Origin of the sequence: Zooshikella harenae (assembly GCF_018837975.1) — a bacterium.
In the GTDB taxonomy this organism is placed as follows: domain Bacteria; phylum Pseudomonadota; class Gammaproteobacteria; order Pseudomonadales; family Zooshikellaceae; genus Zooshikella; species Zooshikella harenae.
Window position 1 is genome coordinate 37,149 of the sequence record NZ_JAGSOY010000020.1, and the last position, 20,487, is coordinate 57,635.

Below are 20,487 nucleotides of genomic sequence, written 5' to 3' on the forward strand. Positions count from 1 at the left end.
CTAGATGACACTCATCATAGTTGATTTGTACTCAAGAAAGATTCGTCTCGCTCCATAAAAATGGAGTGACAAAAACACGACAGGCCAGCATTATGGCTGGCCTGACTATGTACACTTTATATGGAGTATTTATTGACTAGAGACAAATAAGTGCACTTATTACTTGAAACCAAGCATCATTAACGATAATGGTACTTGGGAAACAGCAATTACTCCCACTCAATCGTCGCAGGTGGCTTACTGGATATATCGTACGTCACTCGTGAAATACCACTGATTTCATTGATAATCCGATTAGAAACCCGCTCCAAAAATTCATATGGTAAATGTGCCCAACGGGCTGTCATAAAGTCAATGGTTTCAACTGCACGCAATGCAATAACATACTCATAACGCCGTCCATCACCCACAACTCCGACTGATTTTACAGGTAAAAATACAGCAAATGCTTGACTGACTTTGTGGTATAAATCAGCTCTATGTAGCTCTTCAATAAAAATAGCATCTGCTTTACGCAGTGTATCTGCATATTCTTTTTTCACTTCCCCAAGTATTCTTACTCCAAGACCAGGCCCAGGAAATGGATGACGATAAACCATGTCATAAGGTAAGCCTAACTCCAATCCAAGCTGGCGAACCTCATCTTTAAAGAGTTCGCGCAGTGGCTCTACCAGCTCAAACTGCATATCTTCAGGTAATCCACCCACATTGTGGTGCGACTTAATCACATGGGCTTTGCCTGTTTTAGCACCGGCAGATTCAATAACATCAGGGTAAATAGTGCCTTGCGCAAGAAATTTAACATTTGTTAGCTTGGTCGCTTCCTGGTCAAATATTTCAATAAATGTATTACCAATAATTTTCCGTTTTTGCTCAGGGTCAGCCACGCCAACCAGCTTGGATAAAAATAGTTGCTCCGCATTAGCACGAATCACTTTTATCCCCATGTTTTCAGCAAACATCGCCATCACCTGATCACCTTCGTGCAAGCGCAATAAGCCATTATCAACAAACACACAGGTTAACTGATCACCAATGGCTTTGTGCAATAATGCAGCTACAACGGAGGAATCCACCCCCCCAGAAAGCCCTAACAACACTTTATTGCTACCCACTTGTTCACGGATACGCGCAATTGCATCGTCAACAATATTTGATGATGTCCAAAGCGCATCACAGTCAGCAATACTACGCACAAATCGCTCAAGAATACGCTTACCCTGCTTAGTGTGGGTCACTTCTGGGTGAAACTGCACGCCATAGTAAGCTTTCTCATCATTAGCCATGGCTGCGATGGGGCAACTATCTGTAGTGGCAACCACAGTAAAACCTTCAGGTAGAACAGCCACTTTATCACCATGACTCATCCAGACATCCAGTGATAATGTGCCGTCTTCTTTAACATGGTCTTCAATACCTTCGAATAGCCGACAGCTGTCTGCTAAATTCACCTCAGCATAACCAAACTCTCGATGATCCGAAGTGCTTACCTGACCACCAAACTGCTCTGCCATGGTTTGCATCCCATAACAAATACCCAACAGCGGCACGCCAAGCTCAAAAACGATTTGTGGCGCACGAGGTGTGTCATCACCCGTAACTGACTCAGGACCACCGGCTAGAATAATGGCTTTAGGTGCAAATGCCTGAATTTCAGACGCATCAACATCATAAGGATAAATCTCACAATACACTCCAATTTCCCGAACTCGTCGTGCGATGAGTTGCGTGTACTGAGAGCCAAAATCCAAAATAAGAATACGTTGAGCGTGGATATCCATTGACATAGGTGTTCTCTACTGTAACTAAATAAAATACTGTTTTTTTTGCTATGTGCTTTTTTCACATCAAGTTGTGTACTTACCATGACTCTCCATCTTCTATATGGAAGCCAATCTGGCTTACACTTTTCAGCTTTAAAAGGTAAATAGCAAACGGGGCTGAAATTCAGCCCCGTGTTTGTGTATGTTTTAGCCCACTCGGTAGTTGGGCGCTTCTTTAGTGATACTCACATCATGAACATGACTTTCTTTCATGCCTGCCGCCGTCACCCTGACGAATTCTGGCTGAGTACGCATGGTTTCAATATCTGGGCTGCCGGTATAACCCATAGAGGCACGTAAGCCTCCCATTAACTGGTGAATAATGGCTGAAATTGGCCCTTTATAAGGTACTCGTCCTTCAATACCCTCTGGCACCAGCTTCTCTATGCCAGACTCTGCGTCCTGAAAATAACGGTCACTGGAACCTGATGTTTGTGCCATGGCGCCAAGTGATCCCATACCACGATAAGCTTTATAGCTCCGCCCTTGGAAAAGTTCTACTTCACCAGGCGCTTCTTCTGTACCTGCAAACATACTTCCCATCATCACAACATGGGCACCTGCAACAATGGCTTTAGCCAAATCGCCAGAAAAGCGAATGCCTCCATCAGCAATCACTGGAACCCCTGTTCCTTTTAAGGCTGCAACCACTTCGGCAATCGCGGTAATTTGTGGTACACCGATACCTGTCACAATACGGGTTGTACAAATAGAGCCAGGCCCAATTCCCACTTTTACCGCATCAGCTCCAGCATCAGCCAACGCAGTGGCTGCTGCCGCAGTGGCAATATTACCGCCAATCACTTGCACATATGGAAAGTTCTGTTTTACCCAGCGAACACGCTCAATGACGCCTTTCGAGTGTCCATGAGCCGTATCAACCACAACTACATCAACACCCGCAGCAACCAGAGCAGCAACTCGCTCTTCCGTTTCAGCACCAGTACCAACAGCAGCGCCAACCCGTAACTGCCCCTGCTGATCCTTACACGCATGGGGATAATCTTGTGCTTTTTGAATATCTTTAACCGTCATCATGCCGACCAGCTTAAACTGCTCATCAACCACTAAAACTTTTTCAATCCGATGCTGATGCAAAAGTCCCCTAACTTGCTCGGGGGTAGCACCTTCTTGCACTGTCACCAGCTTGCTTTTAGGTGTCATAACCTCTGCAATTTTTTTCTGTGCATTTGTTTCAAAGCGTACATCACGACTGGTTACAATACCCACCAGCTCACCATTTTCCATAACAGGCACACCAGAAATATTATTTTGGCGAGTAATGCGTAATAAAGACTCAACCGTAGCATCTGAATTAATGGTAATGGGGTCTTTTACAATGCCACTTTCGTATTTTTTAACCGCACGTACTTCGCTAGCCTGTTGCTCAATAGTCATATTTTTATGAATAATACCCAAGCCACCTTCTTGTGCCATCGCTATGGCTAAACGTGATTCAGTAACCGTATCCATGGCAGAAGACAGTAGTGGAATATTGAGCGCGATTTCCCGAGTGAGCTTAGTCGATAGTGAAACATCTTTGGGCAGAACTTCAGAATAACCAGGAAGTAATAGAACATCATCGAAGGTGAGAGCTTCTTGAGCTATGCGCAACATACCTAAATTACCGAATTGCTGGTGGGAAGATAAAATTCATTTATTATAACGTCCGCTATAAAACCTCACAACACAAAACGAGGACTCATCATGATTTTTATTGTGTCCTGCTGTAAAATCATTCGCTCTTACAGCAACTTAAAGATGCAGTAAAAAAACACTGATTAATCAATCAACATTGTGTCCCTATTTAACACATTCATATTTTCAAATAAGGATCTGCCGTTTTGAGTATAGCTGCAACCCAAGAGACTGAAACACGCGATATTTTATCTGTTTCGGCGCTTAACCAAAGGGTCAGGCGCTTACTTGAAGTCAGTTTTGCACAAGTCTGGGTTGAAGGTGAGATTTCCAACCTGGCGATTCCCAGTTCTGGTCATTGGTACTTCACGCTGAAGGATAGCCAGGCCCAAATCCGCTGCGCCATGTTTAGAGGCAGAAACCGGTTGCTGGGTTTTATTCCTGAAGACGGGACTCAAGTGTTGGTACGCGGGAAAGTGGGCCTTTATGAAGGGCGTGGCGATTACCAGCTAGTTGTCGATTTTATGGAAGAGTCTGGGGATGGCGCCTTAAGACGAGCATTTGAACAGTTAAAATTAAAGCTAGCCGCAGCAGGATTATTTGCAACCGAAAACAAACGCCCTATCCCTTCAGGGCTACAACATATTGCTATTATTACTTCTCCAACAGGTGCAGCCATTCGTGATGTACTCACCGTGCTCAAACGCCGTTTTCCAGCACTTGAGGTCACGATTATTCCTAGTGCTGTTCAGGGTAAAGAAGCACCTGCACAATTAATTCATGCGCTAAAACTTGCCAATAGTGGTATTGGCGACTGGCAAGCCGTTCTTCTTACTCGTGGTGGGGGCTCTCTAGAGGATTTATGGGCATTTAATGATGAGCAGCTTGCTTATGTCATTCAAGATAGCAAACTGCCTGTCATAAGCGCTGTTGGTCATGAAATCGACATAACCATTGCAGACCTGGTTGCCGATTTACGGGCAGCAACACCATCAGCTGCTGCCGAATTGTTAAGCTTAGATCAAGCAGAATTAATGGCCAACTTCCAAGGCTATCAACAAATATTTCATGACATTATTGCAACACAGCTACAACGTCATCAGGAACGTTTACAGTGGCTTCAAAAACGTATGCGCCATCCAGGACAGCGTATACAAGACCAGCAACAACGACTGGATGACATAGAATTACGTCTGCAACAGGCTATACGACATAACTTTCTCCAAAAACAAACCCAATTACACACCCAACAGGCTCGAATCCTCCAACAATCTCCGCAGCAACACATCCGTTTATTACAGCAACGTTTAACTCACCAACAACAAAGTTTAAGCAAAACGATTCAGCATTTACTGCCAAACTACCAACAAAAATTAGTTAACCTTGTACAACGTCTTCAAACTCTTAGCCCTCTTGCCACACTTGAGCGAGGCTATGCCATTATTAAAAAAGACCAGCAAATTATACGTACAACACAAGAGGTTATTCCTGGCGACCAAATAACCGCCCGGTTATCCGATGGCGAGCTTATCTGCCATGTCGTCGAAACACATCAAAAAAATAAATAAACCTATTTATTGTATGCCTTTTACCCAGCACATTATAATTTATATGTTTTTGTAGGATTTTACCTCTTTCTCAAGAGGTAAAATGTTTCTTTTCTTGTAGCTTTAAAACCCAAAAAAGGATGTTTCTACACCAAAAGTTACTTAGGCCTTGTTTTGCGCATATTCTTAAAGCTTATTAAATTTATCCTAAACCTGATTTCACCGTTAAAATGTGTAGAAAAAATAATTTTAGTGGTTTAGTATACAAGGTAAACATATCTACGTGGTATTTACACAGTAAAAATGCAGTCAAAATTTCTTTTCAGAAATTAATTAAAAAAGTTGAACTACAAACTGTTTGCTATGTCATAGACGTCATAATGAATATACTACTTATCGTTTTATGGCTGTAGAATCTGCATTCAACAAAGGCTAACAACGGTTTTTTGGATAAAGCAATCATGTGTAATGGATTACAGGCGTTGCTATGAAGCTAACAATTCAATTACTGTTACTTTCTCTAGTGCTTCTTGCGCTACACTTTTTAGTAAGTAAGCTCCATATAGAGAATACAAGCTCTTTTACCAATAGCTTGCAGTTAATTTCTACTGAAAGCCATATTCATAGTGCGCACTCACAAATTGACCATATTATTGAGGAGCATGAAACGAGCAGTGACGACTGTCATGGCTGTTATGGAAATTGTTCTCCCTTAACCAAATATAAAGATATTACGGTTATCTGTAATACAAATCTTTATTGTGTATCTCAACCCTCTTTCATAATAACAGGCTATTACGCCTTACCCTTTCGTCCACCTATCATCTTCCATGTTTAAGCTCGTTGGCAATGTCAACAGATAAACAGTGGTGTCTAAAAAAACAGACTGCTATCAGTAATTCATCACCCTTAGCAACTCTAGAAAACTAAATTGCAGCTTTATGATGAATTAAAAAGCATTATGTATTTTCTAATAAAGCTATTTTAGATTTTTCAAGCAGCCATATAGCTTTTTGAGACCAACTAAAAAAATCTAACAACATTAATAATTGCCACGAGAATAACACTTAAACAACATATTAGAGAAACACATTTTCCCTATGTATCTAATCACATGGGTGAGATTGTTTTGCTTAAAAAAAATACCCACACACAAATAGGTTAGCTATTTGCAAAGGGTATATTTTAAGAGGAAAAATCATGTTACTTCATCAAGCATATCAACAAAGAAATATCAGCGCAAAAACAGTGCTTCATAACAATTTTACGATGTCGCACCTACTGCTTTATCGTATCTCAGGCCACATTAAAAATAATTATCATTCCAGTATTGGTATTAGCTGTTATTACAATCAGTCACATTCTCATGTGAGATCCAAAATTGTTCCACATGAAAAAATAGACGAGTATCATGTAAAAGAAATTGAGCGAACCATGATATATGAACCCATTAATTCACCATGTTACTTGGTAACACAAAGTAAACTCTTTCTATTTAATCGTTTGTCTGCATGGTTTAAGCAATACTCTCCTACTTATTCTGTTTCTATTAATGGTTTAACACACTCCTTTATAAAAATTAACAACACTGAATATACCAGACAGCTCATGTCTTGCCTTAATAGTATTGAACACTTTATGATTGCAGATGGGCATCACCGTTTTGCAGCCCAGAAACAATTATTTCACGACCAGGGTGTATCTCCATCACTTCCCGTGTTTATTACACATACTACCCAAGCGGTGGTTAAAAGTTTCGATTTGGTTGCTTCCATGAACCAACAACTCTGTTGGTTTGCATTCCTTCATCACCTAAAAAAATCAGGTTTAGTCAGCTGTGCCCAAACACACGAAGACTACCATATCCTGTTTAATGGTCTGCATGCTAGTTTTAGGATAAACAACTATGAGAATGGCAAACAGTTTAGCGATTCATGTCTTCAATATATGCATATTCTAAACGCATTAAAAACATATAAAGGCCTTGATGGTATCACTAGTGAAGACTTAATAGAAAATAATGTTCCACACAATAACATGAATCCAACTAACCAGCTCCGTATAAAAATAAAACCTCCTAGCGTTTCTGCCATGTATAACACAGCATTAAATGGCTCATTATTGCCAAAGAAATCAACTTGTTTTCTCTTTAAACCAGTAGAACATGTGACTCCTTTTTTAGCCACACCTGGAGAGTAATAAGGGTTATTGTCCCTTTCAAAAAAGCACGACAATAAACTCTAAAGATGATTCTTGAAGGCTATACTCAACCATAATTTTTACATACACCCTGTTCTATGGGTCTAGATAATATTAAAGGGAATAAAATGTTATCTTTAGCATCAGACGCTTCAACAGTGATATCCAATAGTTTTATTGCCAAATCTGTTGATCACGCAATAGGTCATGTACCTTTTGTTCAACTTAACCGAATTCATTCACTTTGCAAAAAACATCGCGTTTTTATGAAACTTGAATCGTGTAATCCTTCCGGTAGTATCAAAGACAAAAATGCCGCCTATCTGATTAATCAAGCAGAAAAAGAAGGCTTACTTAAACCAGGAGGCACTATTATTGAATCAAGCTCAGGGAATTTTGGTTTAGCACTCGCCAGTATTGGCGCGGCAAAGGGTTATCATGTCATCATTGTTATTGATGCCAAAACGCCACCGCCCGTGTTAAAAATGCTAAACGCTTATGGCGCACAACTGGTGGAAGTTCCCTTAAACCAAGCAGATGCTGCTGGTTCAATGCAAAAGGCACGTATGGCCAAAGCCAAAGAATTATCTCAAAAAATCAGTAACTCATTTTATCCTTGCCAGCACCTTAATCCTAATAATCCTGCTGCACATCAAGTATACACCGCACAGGAAATTACGGCTGCATTTAATCCAATGCCTGATGCAATTGTATTAGGTGTCAGTACTGCTGGGCAGTTGGCAGGCATAGCCCGCCATTTTCGTCAACACTCACCTCATACTGATATTATTTGTGTTGATGTCGCTGGTTCAGGTGTACTCGGTATGCCCCGTCATCCCTATAAAATGACAGGTCTAGGCTTATCATTTGTGCCTCCTGAATTTAGTTATGATTTTTTAGACTATGGTTATAATGTCACAGACCAAATTGCTTTTTCAATGTGTCATTATTTAGCACGAATGGAGGGATTATTATTAGGTGCATCAACAGGGGCCATTGTGAGTGCGGGTCTTGCATACTTACAACAACAGTCGCACAACGTATCTATAGTACTTATTAATCCTGATCGGGGAGACCGTTATTTAGATACTGTTTTCAATCCACAATGGTTACAAAAAAATAACCTTCCCCTTCTAGAGCAGCACGAACTTAATGCTGCTATTCAGCAACAACTACAACCTATTTACTCACCTACTTCACACATTAGTATTAACCAACACGTACCAGCGATTAGCTTTTCAGGTCAACATCAGAATGAATAAATAATGCTTATGCATCAAGATATCTAAACACTGTTGTTTAGATCTCCACTAAGCCAAAAGCTCCCTTCACACGCTTTTGTTTATGTGAAGGGAGTTATAACCCTTCATGAATCATTTTTAGGGTTTGTTGTGAATATTTTTTAGGGCGATTGCCCCAAAAGCAAAAACGCCCTTAAATTAAGGGTATATTAAGGAGTTATTTATGAGCAAGGTTAATGGCTCATCCCGTAATTTACTAAAACAATTTATACCAATGGCCACCAGTGATATCGTCATGGCTCTGGGTGACCCTATTATTATATTTGTATTGGCGAGTTTACCTGATAGTACACACTATCTTGCTGCATTTGCATTAGGCAAAAGCATTGCTGTTTTTTTTGAGAGCCCTATTATTCCTATTTTACCCACTGCGAATGCCATGGCTTATCAAGCAAGAGCACGCAAGCTTTTGTTTCAATTTACTCTGATCCTGAGTATCGGTCTGATGATAGGGATGCTACTCATTGGTTGCTTTCCAGCGCTTTCCATGTTTTTCCAAGTTGATACATCCCTTTGGCAATCAGCTTCACTACTCGTTTTATTACTCTGTCCTTGGCCATTGGTTATCAGTCTACGTCGATACTGGCAAGGCCAAATTATACGCGCAGGGTTTACTCATATTATTGCCAAGGGTTCATTACTGCGATGTTTACTATTAACCATTACCGCTTTTACGATGGCCTTCTTCACCCACCAAGGTGCATGGATTGCCGCAGCCGCTTTATTAACTGGCGCTGTGAGTGAACTGTTATTTATCCGAAATAAAATTAACAAAATTACACTGCAGGAGGACTGTAGTGCTTCACCTTTACCTGACAATTTAATGGCAATGAGTCGCTATTACTGGCCGTTAGCACAATCAATGATTTCACTGTGGGGAGCCCGTTTATTACTGCCTCTATTAATCGCGATGACAAGCACTTTAAATGTTGCTATTTGGGCAGCAGGTTGGGCATTAGTCATCAGTATCAGTAATGGTGTAAGAATGTTGCAACAACTTGTCATACGTAACATAAACCACACACACAAAACAACACTTTGCCTATTTTCGATAAGCATTGGCTGTAGCTTTAGTTTACTTTTATTTCTGCTAGCCACTACGCCTTGGGGTCATGAATTCCTTCACTATTATGCAGGTAAACAGGATAAGTTACTTTTAGGCATTCAGGATATTTTACTTGTCTGTAGCCTGCTACCATTATTGATGTCTCTGCAAAACTTCTGTCAAGGTTTACATATGGTACAAAGCTCAACAGCGGTCATTGGGCGATCAGCACTTATTGCCAACCTAATGCTAATTGCAGGTGCTCTTTTCATGATGTATTTAAATGCAAGCCCTGCTTGGTTTGCAATCATTGTTTGCCTGACAACACTACTTGAAGTCTTCTTATTAGCCTATCAATTAAAAAATAATATCAATGATGGGCACACAATATCCCTAATGAGACTAATACGCATGATTCCCTTAAAAATCACAACAAGAACATCGATAAAAACCATAAACAACTAGTCACTTAAATTTCATAATAAGACAAACAATGGTATCTATACCCTCACGAATCATTTTTAGGGTTTGTTGTCAGCGTTTTTGAACACCAAGGATAGTGTGAATGCAGTTTATGCAGGAGCATTTAACTGCCACCCCAGTCACATATTAATATAAACTCCTGGAGTTTCATCGCTTGACGGCCGCCCCTTTAAACTCTTCGTATTGGGTATACTTGAAAAAGTAGACACCATTTTTAATAAAATATATCTATACTACTGTGATACAAGGATATCCTGCGCAAACTCATTTATGATGAAATCAAGAAGGCATTTTTTTGTAAAGTATCTGGCTAGAATTTTTTTGCCCGTTGCTATTTTAATTTCAGCTCTTACCTATTTAGGTTATGAACTTGAGAATGAGCGTATTTATAATAGGCTGATGCTTACTGGCCAAGAAGTAGTTAGAGCAGGCAATACCACTGTTTTAAGAAGTCTTGACTTGATCACAAGCGATGTCATTTTTCTCTCTCATGAGTCAGAACTTAACGAATATATTAACGCCCCCAAACCAGAAACCTTACATAACATCCACAACGAGTGGATCAATTTTATTCGCACTAAAACCATATACGATCAAGTCCGCTGGATCGACGAGCATGGTTTGGAGCGTATTCGCGTCAATAGTAACAACGATGGTCAACCAACCTTTATTCCTATAAAACAGCTACAAAATAAAGCTGATCGTTATTATTTTTCTGAGACAAACAAATTATCGCGTGATGACACTTTTCTTTCCGCGCTTGATTTAAATATTGAGCATCACCGTATTGAAGAACCACACAAGCCAACGCTGCGGGTAAGCACACCTGTTTTTGATAGTAATAACAACCGACGAGGTATCGTTATACTTAACTATGCGAGCGGAGATATGCTTACCTTACTGCGCTCAATAAGCAACAACCATATCTGGCTTACAAATGAGGATGGTTATTGGTTATTAGGTCCTAGCAAACCTGATGAATGGGGCTTTATGTTTGATCGTACAGATCTGACGATGGTAAACCGTTTTCCAAAAGCCTGGACCTATATTGTTAGTCACGAAAGTGGCAGCCTTGAGACCGAGTCTGGTTTTTGGACATTCTTAACGGTTAATCCATTATCAACTCAAAGCTCAGCACTTCATCATAACCAAAAGGCTTCGCAACAACCCAATTCTCTCCCTCATAACACCTGGAAGCTGATTCACTTTATTCCAGCGAGTGAGTACTGGCCTTTGTTAAAAGAAACCCGGATTCAATTTATTACTTCAACGCTTTTACTATTTTTGGTTTTATTAGCCATCACATGGCGTTATTCGTTAGTACAACGAACAAAAACACATGCATTATATCAAGTAGCGCATTCCAATAATGCCAAACGAAAAGCAGAACAAGCGCATGTAATAGAGATCGCCAAACACGCTTACGAATTACAAGTCGCTAAAGACAGCGCAGAACGAGCGAATCAATCAAAAACCAATTTTCTTTCAAATATGGGACACGAAATACGTACCCCCTTAAACGCAATTCTAGGTCTTACTTACTTATTAGAAAAACAAGAAGATTTATCTTCTTCCGCTCAAAGTATGGTACAACGCATTTACAGTGCAGGTCAGTCTTTAATGGGTGTAATCAATGATATTCTCGATTTTTCAAAGATTGAAGCTAACAAACTGGAAATAGAAAGCATTCCCTTTCAACTGTCTGAAGTACTTGATAACCTTGCCAGCATTATGGCTACAACCGTGGGCCAAAAACCAATCGAAGTGGCCATTGCACCACCACCGTCCCATGCTGAACACCTAATAGGAGACCCACTCCGCCTTGGACAAATCCTGACTAACCTTGTTAGTAATGCCATTAAATTTACCGAAAAAGGAGAAATCATTGTAAATGTTTCTCCCGTGAATAACGAACCGGTTATGGCACCTATTCTATTACGTTTTTCTGTGATTGATACTGGAATAGGTATCCCCCAAGAAAAACAGCAACAAATATTTAACTCATTTACACAAGCCAATTCCTCTCAAACACGCATATACGGAGGTACTGGTTTAGGCTTAACGATTAGCCGGCACTTGATCGAAATGATGGGTGGAGAAATTGGCGTAAAAAGTGAAGTAGGTAAAGGCAGCGAGTTTTTTTTCGTTATTCCTTTTGAGTCAAGTAATCCAGCCCTCAATCAGGTTGACCCAGCATTTCACCAACATGTCTTAGTGATTGATGACAATGCGTCTGCTCGCACGTTAATCTCTGAAAGTGTTGAGAGTCTTGGTTGGACTGCTTACTCAACCTCTTCATGTGAAGAAGCTTTAAAGTTAGTAAGTCAATGTAATGACAAACCATTTGATCTTTTATTAATCGACTGGCAAATGCCTGATATGGATGGAGTGACTTTTGCGACAAAAGTGAATGAAACATTTTCTCATATGTCTTTCCAGACCATCTTAATGACCAGCGCTTATAAGCGAAAATCTCTGTATGACAACACTCAATCTTCATTTATTGATTATGTTTTGACAAAACCTATCACCGCCTCCACTTTATACAATGTAGCACTCGAGTCACAAATGCGACGTTCTGCCCAGTATAAATCTGAAAAAATACCAACACAGAGATTAAAGGGGATTCAGGCTCTTGTCGCTGATGATAGTGAAATCAACCGTACAATAGCGCGAAATATACTCGTTGAAGAAGGTGCTCATGTTGCACTTGCTGAAAATGGTGCAGATGCATTATCAATCTTGCGAACACACCCAGACCAGTATGATATTGTTTTTATGGATTTACAAATGCCGATCATTGATGGTTATGAGGCTATACAACAAATAAGAACTGACCCCACTATCGCCTCAATACCAATCGTTGCTATTTCTGCAGAAGACATGAAACACCAGCATTCAAAAGAATTTATGGCAGGTATTAATCAATGTATTCCAAAGCCATTTAATCATAATGAATTAGTCTATGTTACGCGCAGTCTTACTAAATTAAGTAAAAATGACATCCCCTTTATTGAAGAATACAGCACTCAAAAAACCAGCGAGTCAAACCATATACCTTTACTTGACATAGATGATGCAACAGAAAAGTGGAATGAACTTGACAAATTTTATGTCCAATTAACAAACTTCACAACAGATCACAACAAGGATGTACAAAAAATTTGTGATGCTTTAAGACATAACAACATTGAATCTGCAAAAATAATTACTCATACATTACAAAATGTTGCCAATAACTTATCACTAACACGTGTTGCTCAAGACGCGCGCGCATTAGAAATTACTTTTCGAAAAGAAGTGGAACCCAGTAAACGCGTTGATCATAAAAAAGTACAGACATTATGTTCCACACTAAACCAGACAATCAGCACTGTAAACGAATATCTTACAGACAGCGCTAATACCAGCTCAAGTAAAACACCCACACTAACCTCATAGTTTTTCCTTGGGTCAGGGTAATTCTTCTGTATTATTAGTTTTGAAGAATGACGACTAAAATTACACTATAATAGTATTCAATAAACCTTTTTCCAAAATATATTCATCTACGAAGTTCACTTTCAGGTAAAAAACGATCAAGTGTATTAATCTATACCCATAACAAATAAAGGGTATATTAAATAACAATTTGGTAGTGAATACATGTCCCAAACACGCCATTTTTTTGTCAAGCATTTTTTGATTTTATTTTTACCTGTATCCTTTCTGCTTTTAGGAATTGCTTATTTTTTCTATCAAGTTCAAGCAGAACAAATATATGGCCAACTTAGACTTACCAGCCAGGCAAGTGTTGATGCAGGTCGAGCGACTATTTCTCGAAATTTTGATTTGATCACCGGTGATTTATTATTCTTAGCCAAAGAAAAAGAGCTAAGTAAATTACTTAATAATAAAACACCGTTGTCACTTAAAAATATTAAGCAACAATGGATCAGTTTTTCTTACGTGAAACAAGTTTATGACCAAATCCGTTGGATTGATGAAACGGGTATGGAACAAGCACGTATTAACTACAATAGTGGTAAATCATTCGCAGTATCAACGCAACAATTACAAAATAAAGCTAGTCGCTATTATTTCACTGAAACGCATAAGCTTAAAAAAGATGAAATTTATATTTCTACGCTTGACCTTAATGTTGAACAAGGAAAAGTCGAATTACCACGAAAACCAACCATTCGCATAGCCACCCCATTAATTAACGAAGGAGGTGAAAGACGTGGCATTATTGTTCTTAACTTTAACAGTACAGATATGCTGGAACAGCTCCGTATTGTTAATCGAAATCATCTTTGGTTAACCAATAAAAAAGGGCACTGGTTACTTGGACCTACCCATAAAGATGAGTGGGGGTTTATGTTCGAAAAGCCAGAGTTAAGTGTCGCTCATCGTTATCCTGAAGCTTGGGCTGATATATCGACCAAGGAAAGTGGTGCATTTGAAACATCTGAAGGGTATTGGGTATATCACACTGTGTATCCCCTTCATACCATTAAAGTCAGTCAACAAAATAGTCAAGATCAATACGAACCTACTCCACTTCAACTTCATAAACTCAAGTATTCCTGGTACTTAATTCATTTCACACCTAATAACCAATATTTACCTCAGCTTGAAGTAAAAGCCTCACAGACAATTGCTATGACCATGCTGCTACTCGTCATTTTATTTATGGGAACATTGAGGCTTACTCGCCTACAGCAAAAAGAAGCAACTGCCTTGAAGGAGGCCGCCAACGCGCTGGAATTACAGCGAAAGACTGAGCATACCTATGCAGAAGAAATGGCTAAACGCGCCGATGAACTTCAAGCCGCTATGAGTACGGCAGAACAAGCCAATCAAGCCAAATCTGACTTTTTATCCAATATGAGTCACGAAATTAGAACGCCCATGAATGCTATTCTTGGATTAGCCTACCTATTAGAAAAACAAGAAAATTTATCGCCATCAGCTATTGCAATGGTACGAAAAATACATAGTTCAGGACGAGCGTTACTGGGTATTATCAATGATATTTTAGATTTCTCTAAAATAGAAGCTAGCCGACTTGAAATTGAAAACATACCTTTTCAACTATCTGAAGTACTCGACAACTTAGCCAATATTATGTCGTCAGCTGTTGGTCAGAAGTCCGTTGAAGTCGTCGTTGCACCTGCTCCAGATGGTGCCGACTTTTTAAAAGGTGATCCATTACGTCTTGGACAAGTACTTATTAATTTAGTCAGTAATGCAATCAAGTTTACCGAAAAAGGTGAGGTTGTCTTGGGTATCACTCGAGTCAACAGTGATCAACCCAATAACACTATACATCTTCGTTTTTCAGTCAAAGACACAGGTATTGGTATTCCTAAACACAAGCAAAAGCAAATTTTTGAGTCATTTAGTCAAGTAGATGCCTCTACCACAAGGAACTTTGGAGGATCAGGGCTAGGACTAACGATCAGCCGACATTTAGTTAAGTTGATGGGAGGTCAGTTACATTTAAATAGTACATTAGGTAAAGGCAGTGAATTTTTCTTTACATTGTCTTTTGGCTGTAGTGATCCTTCCTATAGTTCAGTGCCAGAAATGTTACATCAACGTATTTTAATTGCTGATGACAATAATACAGCTCGGCTGTTACTTTCCGATACTGCCGCAAGTTTAGGGTGGAATGCAGTTACAGTTGATTCAGGTATTAAAGCCATTGAAGCTGTCAATAATATCCATCAACCGTCCTATGATATTTTATTGCTCGACTGGCGAATGCCCGGAGTAGATGGTCTTGCAGCCGCAGCCGAAATTAAAGAAAAATTTCCAGGCTGGAAGTCGCCCATCATTATTATGGTTACGGCCTATGACCGCCAACAGCTATTTGAGCAACCAGAACATTATCTGGTTGATGGTATACTGACTAAACCCGTCACCAGTTCCTGCCTGTATAATGCTGTTTTAGATGCCAAAAATCGTCGATCACCAACAAAAACACAGAAAAATCTACCTCCCACACAACGCTTGAAAGGAATACGTATTCTTGTTGTTGATGACAGTGAAATAAACCGTGATGTAGCTGAAGATATACTGACAGGAGAAGGCGCAATTGTTGATGTTGCCGAAAATGGACTACATGCATTAAAAGTTCTGGAAACTGAAAACACATCATTTGATGTTGTTTTGATGGATATGCAAATGCCTGTTATGGACGGTTACGAAGCAACCCGAAAAATTCGTTCAACACCTTCACTTCACCACTTACCTGTTATTGCATTGACAGCAGGTGCATTTAAAATACAACAAGATGAAGCCTTTAAAGCAGGTATCAATGAGTTCGTATCCAAGCCTTTTGATATCACTGAACTCGTTAATGCTACACTACGGCTGTGTGGTAAAAAACTTGCCTCCTCCTCAAGCAGTAACAAAACACAAGAAGACAACAGCTCAAATCAACCACCAGATATTCAAACGCCCCATACAGATCAAGAGGCTCACCTTGAACATTCAGCAGAGCCCAATGCGATCACTGAAAAGCCATTAGTTGATATTGAAGATGGTAAACGCAGATGGCGAAAAGTTGCGTCATACCATAAGCAGTTAAACGTTTTCATACATAGTCATAGTGACGATGCTATACAAGTAAACAATGCTCTCCATCAAGGTGATACGGAACAAGCCAAGGCCATTGTTCATAAGTTAAAAGGTGCTGCGGGTACACTCTCATTATTCCGTGCCGCCAATGAAGCTGATGCGTTAGAGCAAGCACTACAAGACTCTCAACATAAAAGTAACCAACAAAACAATGAAAGTTTAGCTCAAGCCTTACAGGCGACAATGCAAAAAACCCTTTCCATTATTCAAAACTATCTTTCCTCTCAAATTCAAGATGTGAGTGGTCAACAACAGGCTGTCCCTCCACCAGTAAAGTCTAAAGAAATTAAAACGTACTGTGATCAACTTCTACAAGCATTAAATACAGATGACCCTGAGATTATTGAACCACTTTTGCATAAACTTGAAGGGAAATTACCCAAAGAATTTCAGTCAAAACTGGTAACCTGCATTGAAATGTTCGACTTCCGTGGAGCCGAAATACTGATTCGCACCTTGCTGGAATCAAGGACGGTAAAACATGAACAGAAAACCCATTCTATGCATTGATGATGAACCTTGTAATCTTGCACTCGTCCGCGAAATTCTGCAGGGCAGCTATAGGCTTGTTTTTGCACGCAATGGAACAGAAGGCATTGAAGCCGTAAATAAACATCAGCCCTCCCTCATTCTTCTAGATGTTGAAATGCCTGGGATGAATGGGTTTGAGGTAGCCCAATACTTAAAAAGCTCTCCCAGTAGCGTGGATATTCCTATTATTTTTGTCACATCATTAAATCAGGAAATTGATGAACAAACAGGCTTTGATGTAGGTGGCGTTGACTATATATCTAAGCCAATATCACCGCCAATTTTGCGAGCAAGAGTACGTACTCACTTATCCTTGATACAGGTATCTGCATTGGAGGCAAGTCACCGGTCAGCCATTCATATGTTAGGGGAAGCAGGCCATTTTAATGATACAGATACCGGAGTTCATATTTGGCGGATGGCTGCTTATACCCGGCTTATAGCAGAAGAAGTTGGCTGGAGTGAAGAAGATGCCAAGCTACTAGAACTAGCAGCGCCAATGCATGATACAGGAAAAATTGGTATTCCTGATGCGATTTTACAAAAACCAGGTAAGCTCACGAGTGACGAGTGGTTGATTATGAAAAAGCACTCTCAAATTGGCTTTAATATTCTTAATCAAAGTCAGGCACCAGTATTCCGACTTGCCGCAGAAATTGCGTTAAACCATCATGAACGTTGGGATGGAAGTGGTTATCCGAATGGGCTCGCTAACGAACGGATTCCAGAAACAGCTCGAATTGTTGCCATTGCTGATGTTTTTGATGCCTTAACAATGCGTCGTCCTTATAAAGAACCCTGGCCTTTAGAACGTACGCTAAAAACAATGGAAGAAATGGCCGACAGCCATCTTGACGCCCACTTAGTAGAAGTGTTTTTTAACATTCTTCCTAACATTCTTGAAACCAAGAAAATATGGGATGAAAGAGAAAAAAAAATGAAAGTGGCAGAATAATTACCCAAAGTAGTTAGCGCTGTAAAACTATAAAATTGATAACAATTCTAAGCATAAATAACTTATAAGCACTGAGTTTTATAACAGAAGTCAGAATCCTTCACTCGCTTGGATACGATATGATAAGGTAATGGCTTACTGATTAAAAAGCACTGCACCTGGTCACACCCTAAATCTTTTAAAATACTAAGTTGTTCATTATTTTCAACGCCTTCAGCCACTACAGCCAGTCCTATATCATGACTTAAGTTTATTATATTGTGTACCAGCATGCAGTCAGCATTTTCCTTGTCAATATTGATGATAAAGCTACGATCCAGTTTAACCTTATAGATAGGCATCCTTTGTAAATAACTCAATGAAGAGTAACCCGTACCAAAATCATCAATTAAAAATTTAAACCCTAAATTTGAAAGTAAATTCATATTCATAAGGGCTGCATCAAAATCTTTTAAAATACAACTTTCGGTCACTTCAAACTGGACAGCATCACACCCCACATCATACTCTTCAAGTATCCCCAACAAAACAGTAACAAGCCCCTTATCAACCAACTGTACTCCAGAAAGATTGACCGTAATAGGCTTACAGAAAGTACTGGAAACCTTTTTCCACTGACAAATATGTTTGCAAACTGTTTTCAGCACCCACTCTCCAATGAGCGAAATCAACCCTGTTTGCTCTGCCACAGGAATAAATTCTGATGGAGAAACATCACCCAGCACAGAATCACAAAAACGTAGCAATGTTTCGAAGCCAATAATCTCTCCTGAGTTTATACAAACAATCGGTTGATATACTAAATAAAAGTTATTATTTTCAATCCCTTTCTGTAAATGTTGTTCTAAAATAAACTGGCGACTTATAAGCTGAGATGACTCATCCGAAAAATAAACAACACAAAGGGCACTATCCTTATTACTTGATTTAGAGCACATTCTTGCATTTTCAAGTAAAGTCAATGCATCTTTACCATCACCTGGATACTCTGACACACCAACTCTTACTTTTAAGTACAAATCAATGCCATTTACACAAAAGCTTTTTTGAAAAATTGAGCATAATTTTGAAGGAAGTACATACTTAATATTTGTTGTATTATTAGCTTCTTTAGCTCTACGTGTGAACCCTAAGACAGCAAATTTATCTCCTTCCAAATAAGCAACGGTATATTCTTTCTTTAATTCACTTTTAAGGCGAACAGCTACATCCTGTAAAACCTGATCGCCGATTTTTCTTCCCCAAGCGTTTATTAAATGTGAAAATCGACATATATTTATAATACAAATAACAATATTAGAGAAAGAATCATTGTTGATTATTGTTTGTTGAAACCTATCGATCAATAACCGTTGGTTAGAAAGTCCTGTTACAGGATCATAAAATGCGTTTGAAATAGTTTGTTCTTTTAATTGAAAAACATTGTAATTATGTAACAGCTCACTTTCTACCAGATCAGAAAAAATTAATAAATGGTTTCGCTGGCGCCCTGTTAGTACTCTTGGTTTTCTATCAATAATACAGCATGTACCAACAGGATGTCCCATAGGTCCTCGTAAAACAACACCCGCATAAAAGCGGATGTAGGGCTCCCCCACTACAAGAGGGTTATTGGCAAAGCGATTATCTTTATAAGCATCTTCAATAACAAGAATTTCTGATTCTAGAATAGCATGTCCACAAAATGAAATATCACGTGATGTTTCAGAAGCCTGGAGTCCACATGTTGACTTAAACCATTGCCGATGAGAGTCAACCAGTGAGACCAATGCTATAGGAACGTCAAGCACATCCGCCATCAACTCTGTAATGCGATCAAAACGCTCTTCTGAAGACGTATCTAAAATATTAAGTAACTTTAAGTCATTAATACGCTCGTCTTCATTTAGAGAAAGAGGAGGCTTTTTAAAAGTAGCAATTGCTTCCGTTTGAACCATAAGCTTAAATATAATCTTAGAACCAACACTTAAATATCTTCACCTTTGCTATTAAGATCACTTCTAAAAAAGTACATTTTTAGAAGACCCCTTAAGATAAACGTTACAGATGACAAATAATGCTACAACTTGAGGTATTTATAATTCTGTTATAATTTATATCTTTTTCCTTAATTAGCTTGTTACTTTATTGGTAACGCTGTTCTTTTTATTATAGCCTACACTCCCATTCTGTAACAATTAAGTCGCTGTGAAACACACCTTTTAAAAACTACGTTACTTCCCTTCACGAATCGTCTTTATGCATGCAATCCTTAGTGTTTACCCTATCCTCATACCTAAAATTTGCACGCACATCCATTTGGGACACAAGCTCCACAAAAAAACCTAGTTAAATCTAT

General features: G+C 39.2%; 11 protein-coding genes. 8 read left to right on the forward strand and 3 right to left on the reverse strand.

Features of this window, described 5'->3' with window-relative positions:
- Window positions 1-209: 209 nt before the first annotated feature.
- Together guaA and guaB are read right to left on the reverse strand one after the other, a co-directional pair.
- The gene (gene guaA / locus KCG35_RS10440; RefSeq protein WP_215819636.1) at window positions 210-1,787 is read right to left on the reverse strand and encodes a glutamine-hydrolyzing GMP synthase; all 1,578 of its coding nucleotides are present in this window, start codon (window positions 1,785-1,787) and stop codon (window positions 210-212) included.
- A gap of 183 nt (window positions 1,788-1,970) precedes the next feature.
- A complete protein-coding gene (gene guaB, locus KCG35_RS10445) occupies window positions 1,971-3,440 on the reverse strand; it encodes an IMP dehydrogenase (RefSeq protein ID WP_215819637.1) in 1,470 nt (489 codons plus the stop codon).
- A 227-nt stretch (window positions 3,441-3,667) separates the two neighbouring features.
- On the opposite strand from guaB, the gene xseA reads away from it, so the two are divergent.
- From xseA to KCG35_RS10485, 8 genes are all read left to right on the forward strand, one after another.
- On the forward strand, window positions 3,668-5,029 hold the full coding sequence (gene xseA / locus KCG35_RS10450; protein ID WP_230409125.1) for an exodeoxyribonuclease VII large subunit: 1,362 nt from the start codon (window positions 3,668-3,670) through the stop codon (window positions 5,027-5,029).
- A gap of 466 nt (window positions 5,030-5,495) precedes the next feature.
- Window positions 5,496-5,846 (forward strand): hypothetical protein, encoded by a 351-nt coding sequence (locus KCG35_RS10455; RefSeq protein WP_215819638.1) that lies wholly within the window; start codon window positions 5,496-5,498, stop codon window positions 5,844-5,846.
- A 362-nt stretch (window positions 5,847-6,208) separates the two neighbouring features.
- Window positions 6,209-7,207: a DUF1015 family protein gene (locus KCG35_RS10460; protein WP_215819639.1), complete on the forward strand. Its 999-nt coding sequence runs from the start codon at window positions 6,209-6,211 to the stop codon at window positions 7,205-7,207.
- A gap of 128 nt (window positions 7,208-7,335) precedes the next feature.
- A complete protein-coding gene (locus KCG35_RS10465) occupies window positions 7,336-8,469 on the forward strand; it encodes a cysteine synthase family protein (RefSeq protein ID WP_215819640.1) in 1,134 nt (377 codons plus the stop codon).
- Between the two features lie 202 nt (window positions 8,470-8,671).
- Window positions 8,672-10,018, forward strand: a complete 1,347-nt coding sequence (locus tag KCG35_RS10470; RefSeq protein ID WP_215819641.1) for a hypothetical protein — start codon at window positions 8,672-8,674, stop codon at window positions 10,016-10,018.
- Between the two features lie 288 nt (window positions 10,019-10,306).
- Window positions 10,307-13,477: a response regulator gene (locus tag KCG35_RS10475; protein ID WP_215819642.1), complete on the forward strand. Its 3,171-nt coding sequence runs from the start codon at window positions 10,307-10,309 to the stop codon at window positions 13,475-13,477.
- Window positions 13,478-13,681: 204 nt separating this feature from the next.
- Complete coding sequence (locus KCG35_RS10480) at window positions 13,682-17,173, forward strand: hybrid sensor histidine kinase/response regulator (protein ID WP_215819643.1); 3,492 nt, start codon at window positions 13,682-13,684, stop codon at window positions 17,171-17,173.
- The gene (locus KCG35_RS10485) at window positions 17,145-18,149 is read left to right on the forward strand and encodes an HD domain-containing phosphohydrolase (RefSeq protein ID WP_215819644.1); all 1,005 of its coding nucleotides are present in this window, start codon (window positions 17,145-17,147) and stop codon (window positions 18,147-18,149) included. The genes KCG35_RS10480 and KCG35_RS10485 overlap by 29 nt, the downstream gene beginning before the upstream one ends.
- A 62-nt stretch (window positions 18,150-18,211) precedes the next feature.
- Here the strand turns inward: KCG35_RS10485 and KCG35_RS10490 are convergent, their stop codons facing one another.
- Entirely contained in the window at window positions 18,212-20,086 is a 1,875-nt protein-coding gene (locus tag KCG35_RS10490; protein ID WP_215819645.1) for a sensor domain-containing phosphodiesterase, read from the reverse strand.
- Window positions 20,087-20,487: the final 401 nt, after the last annotated feature.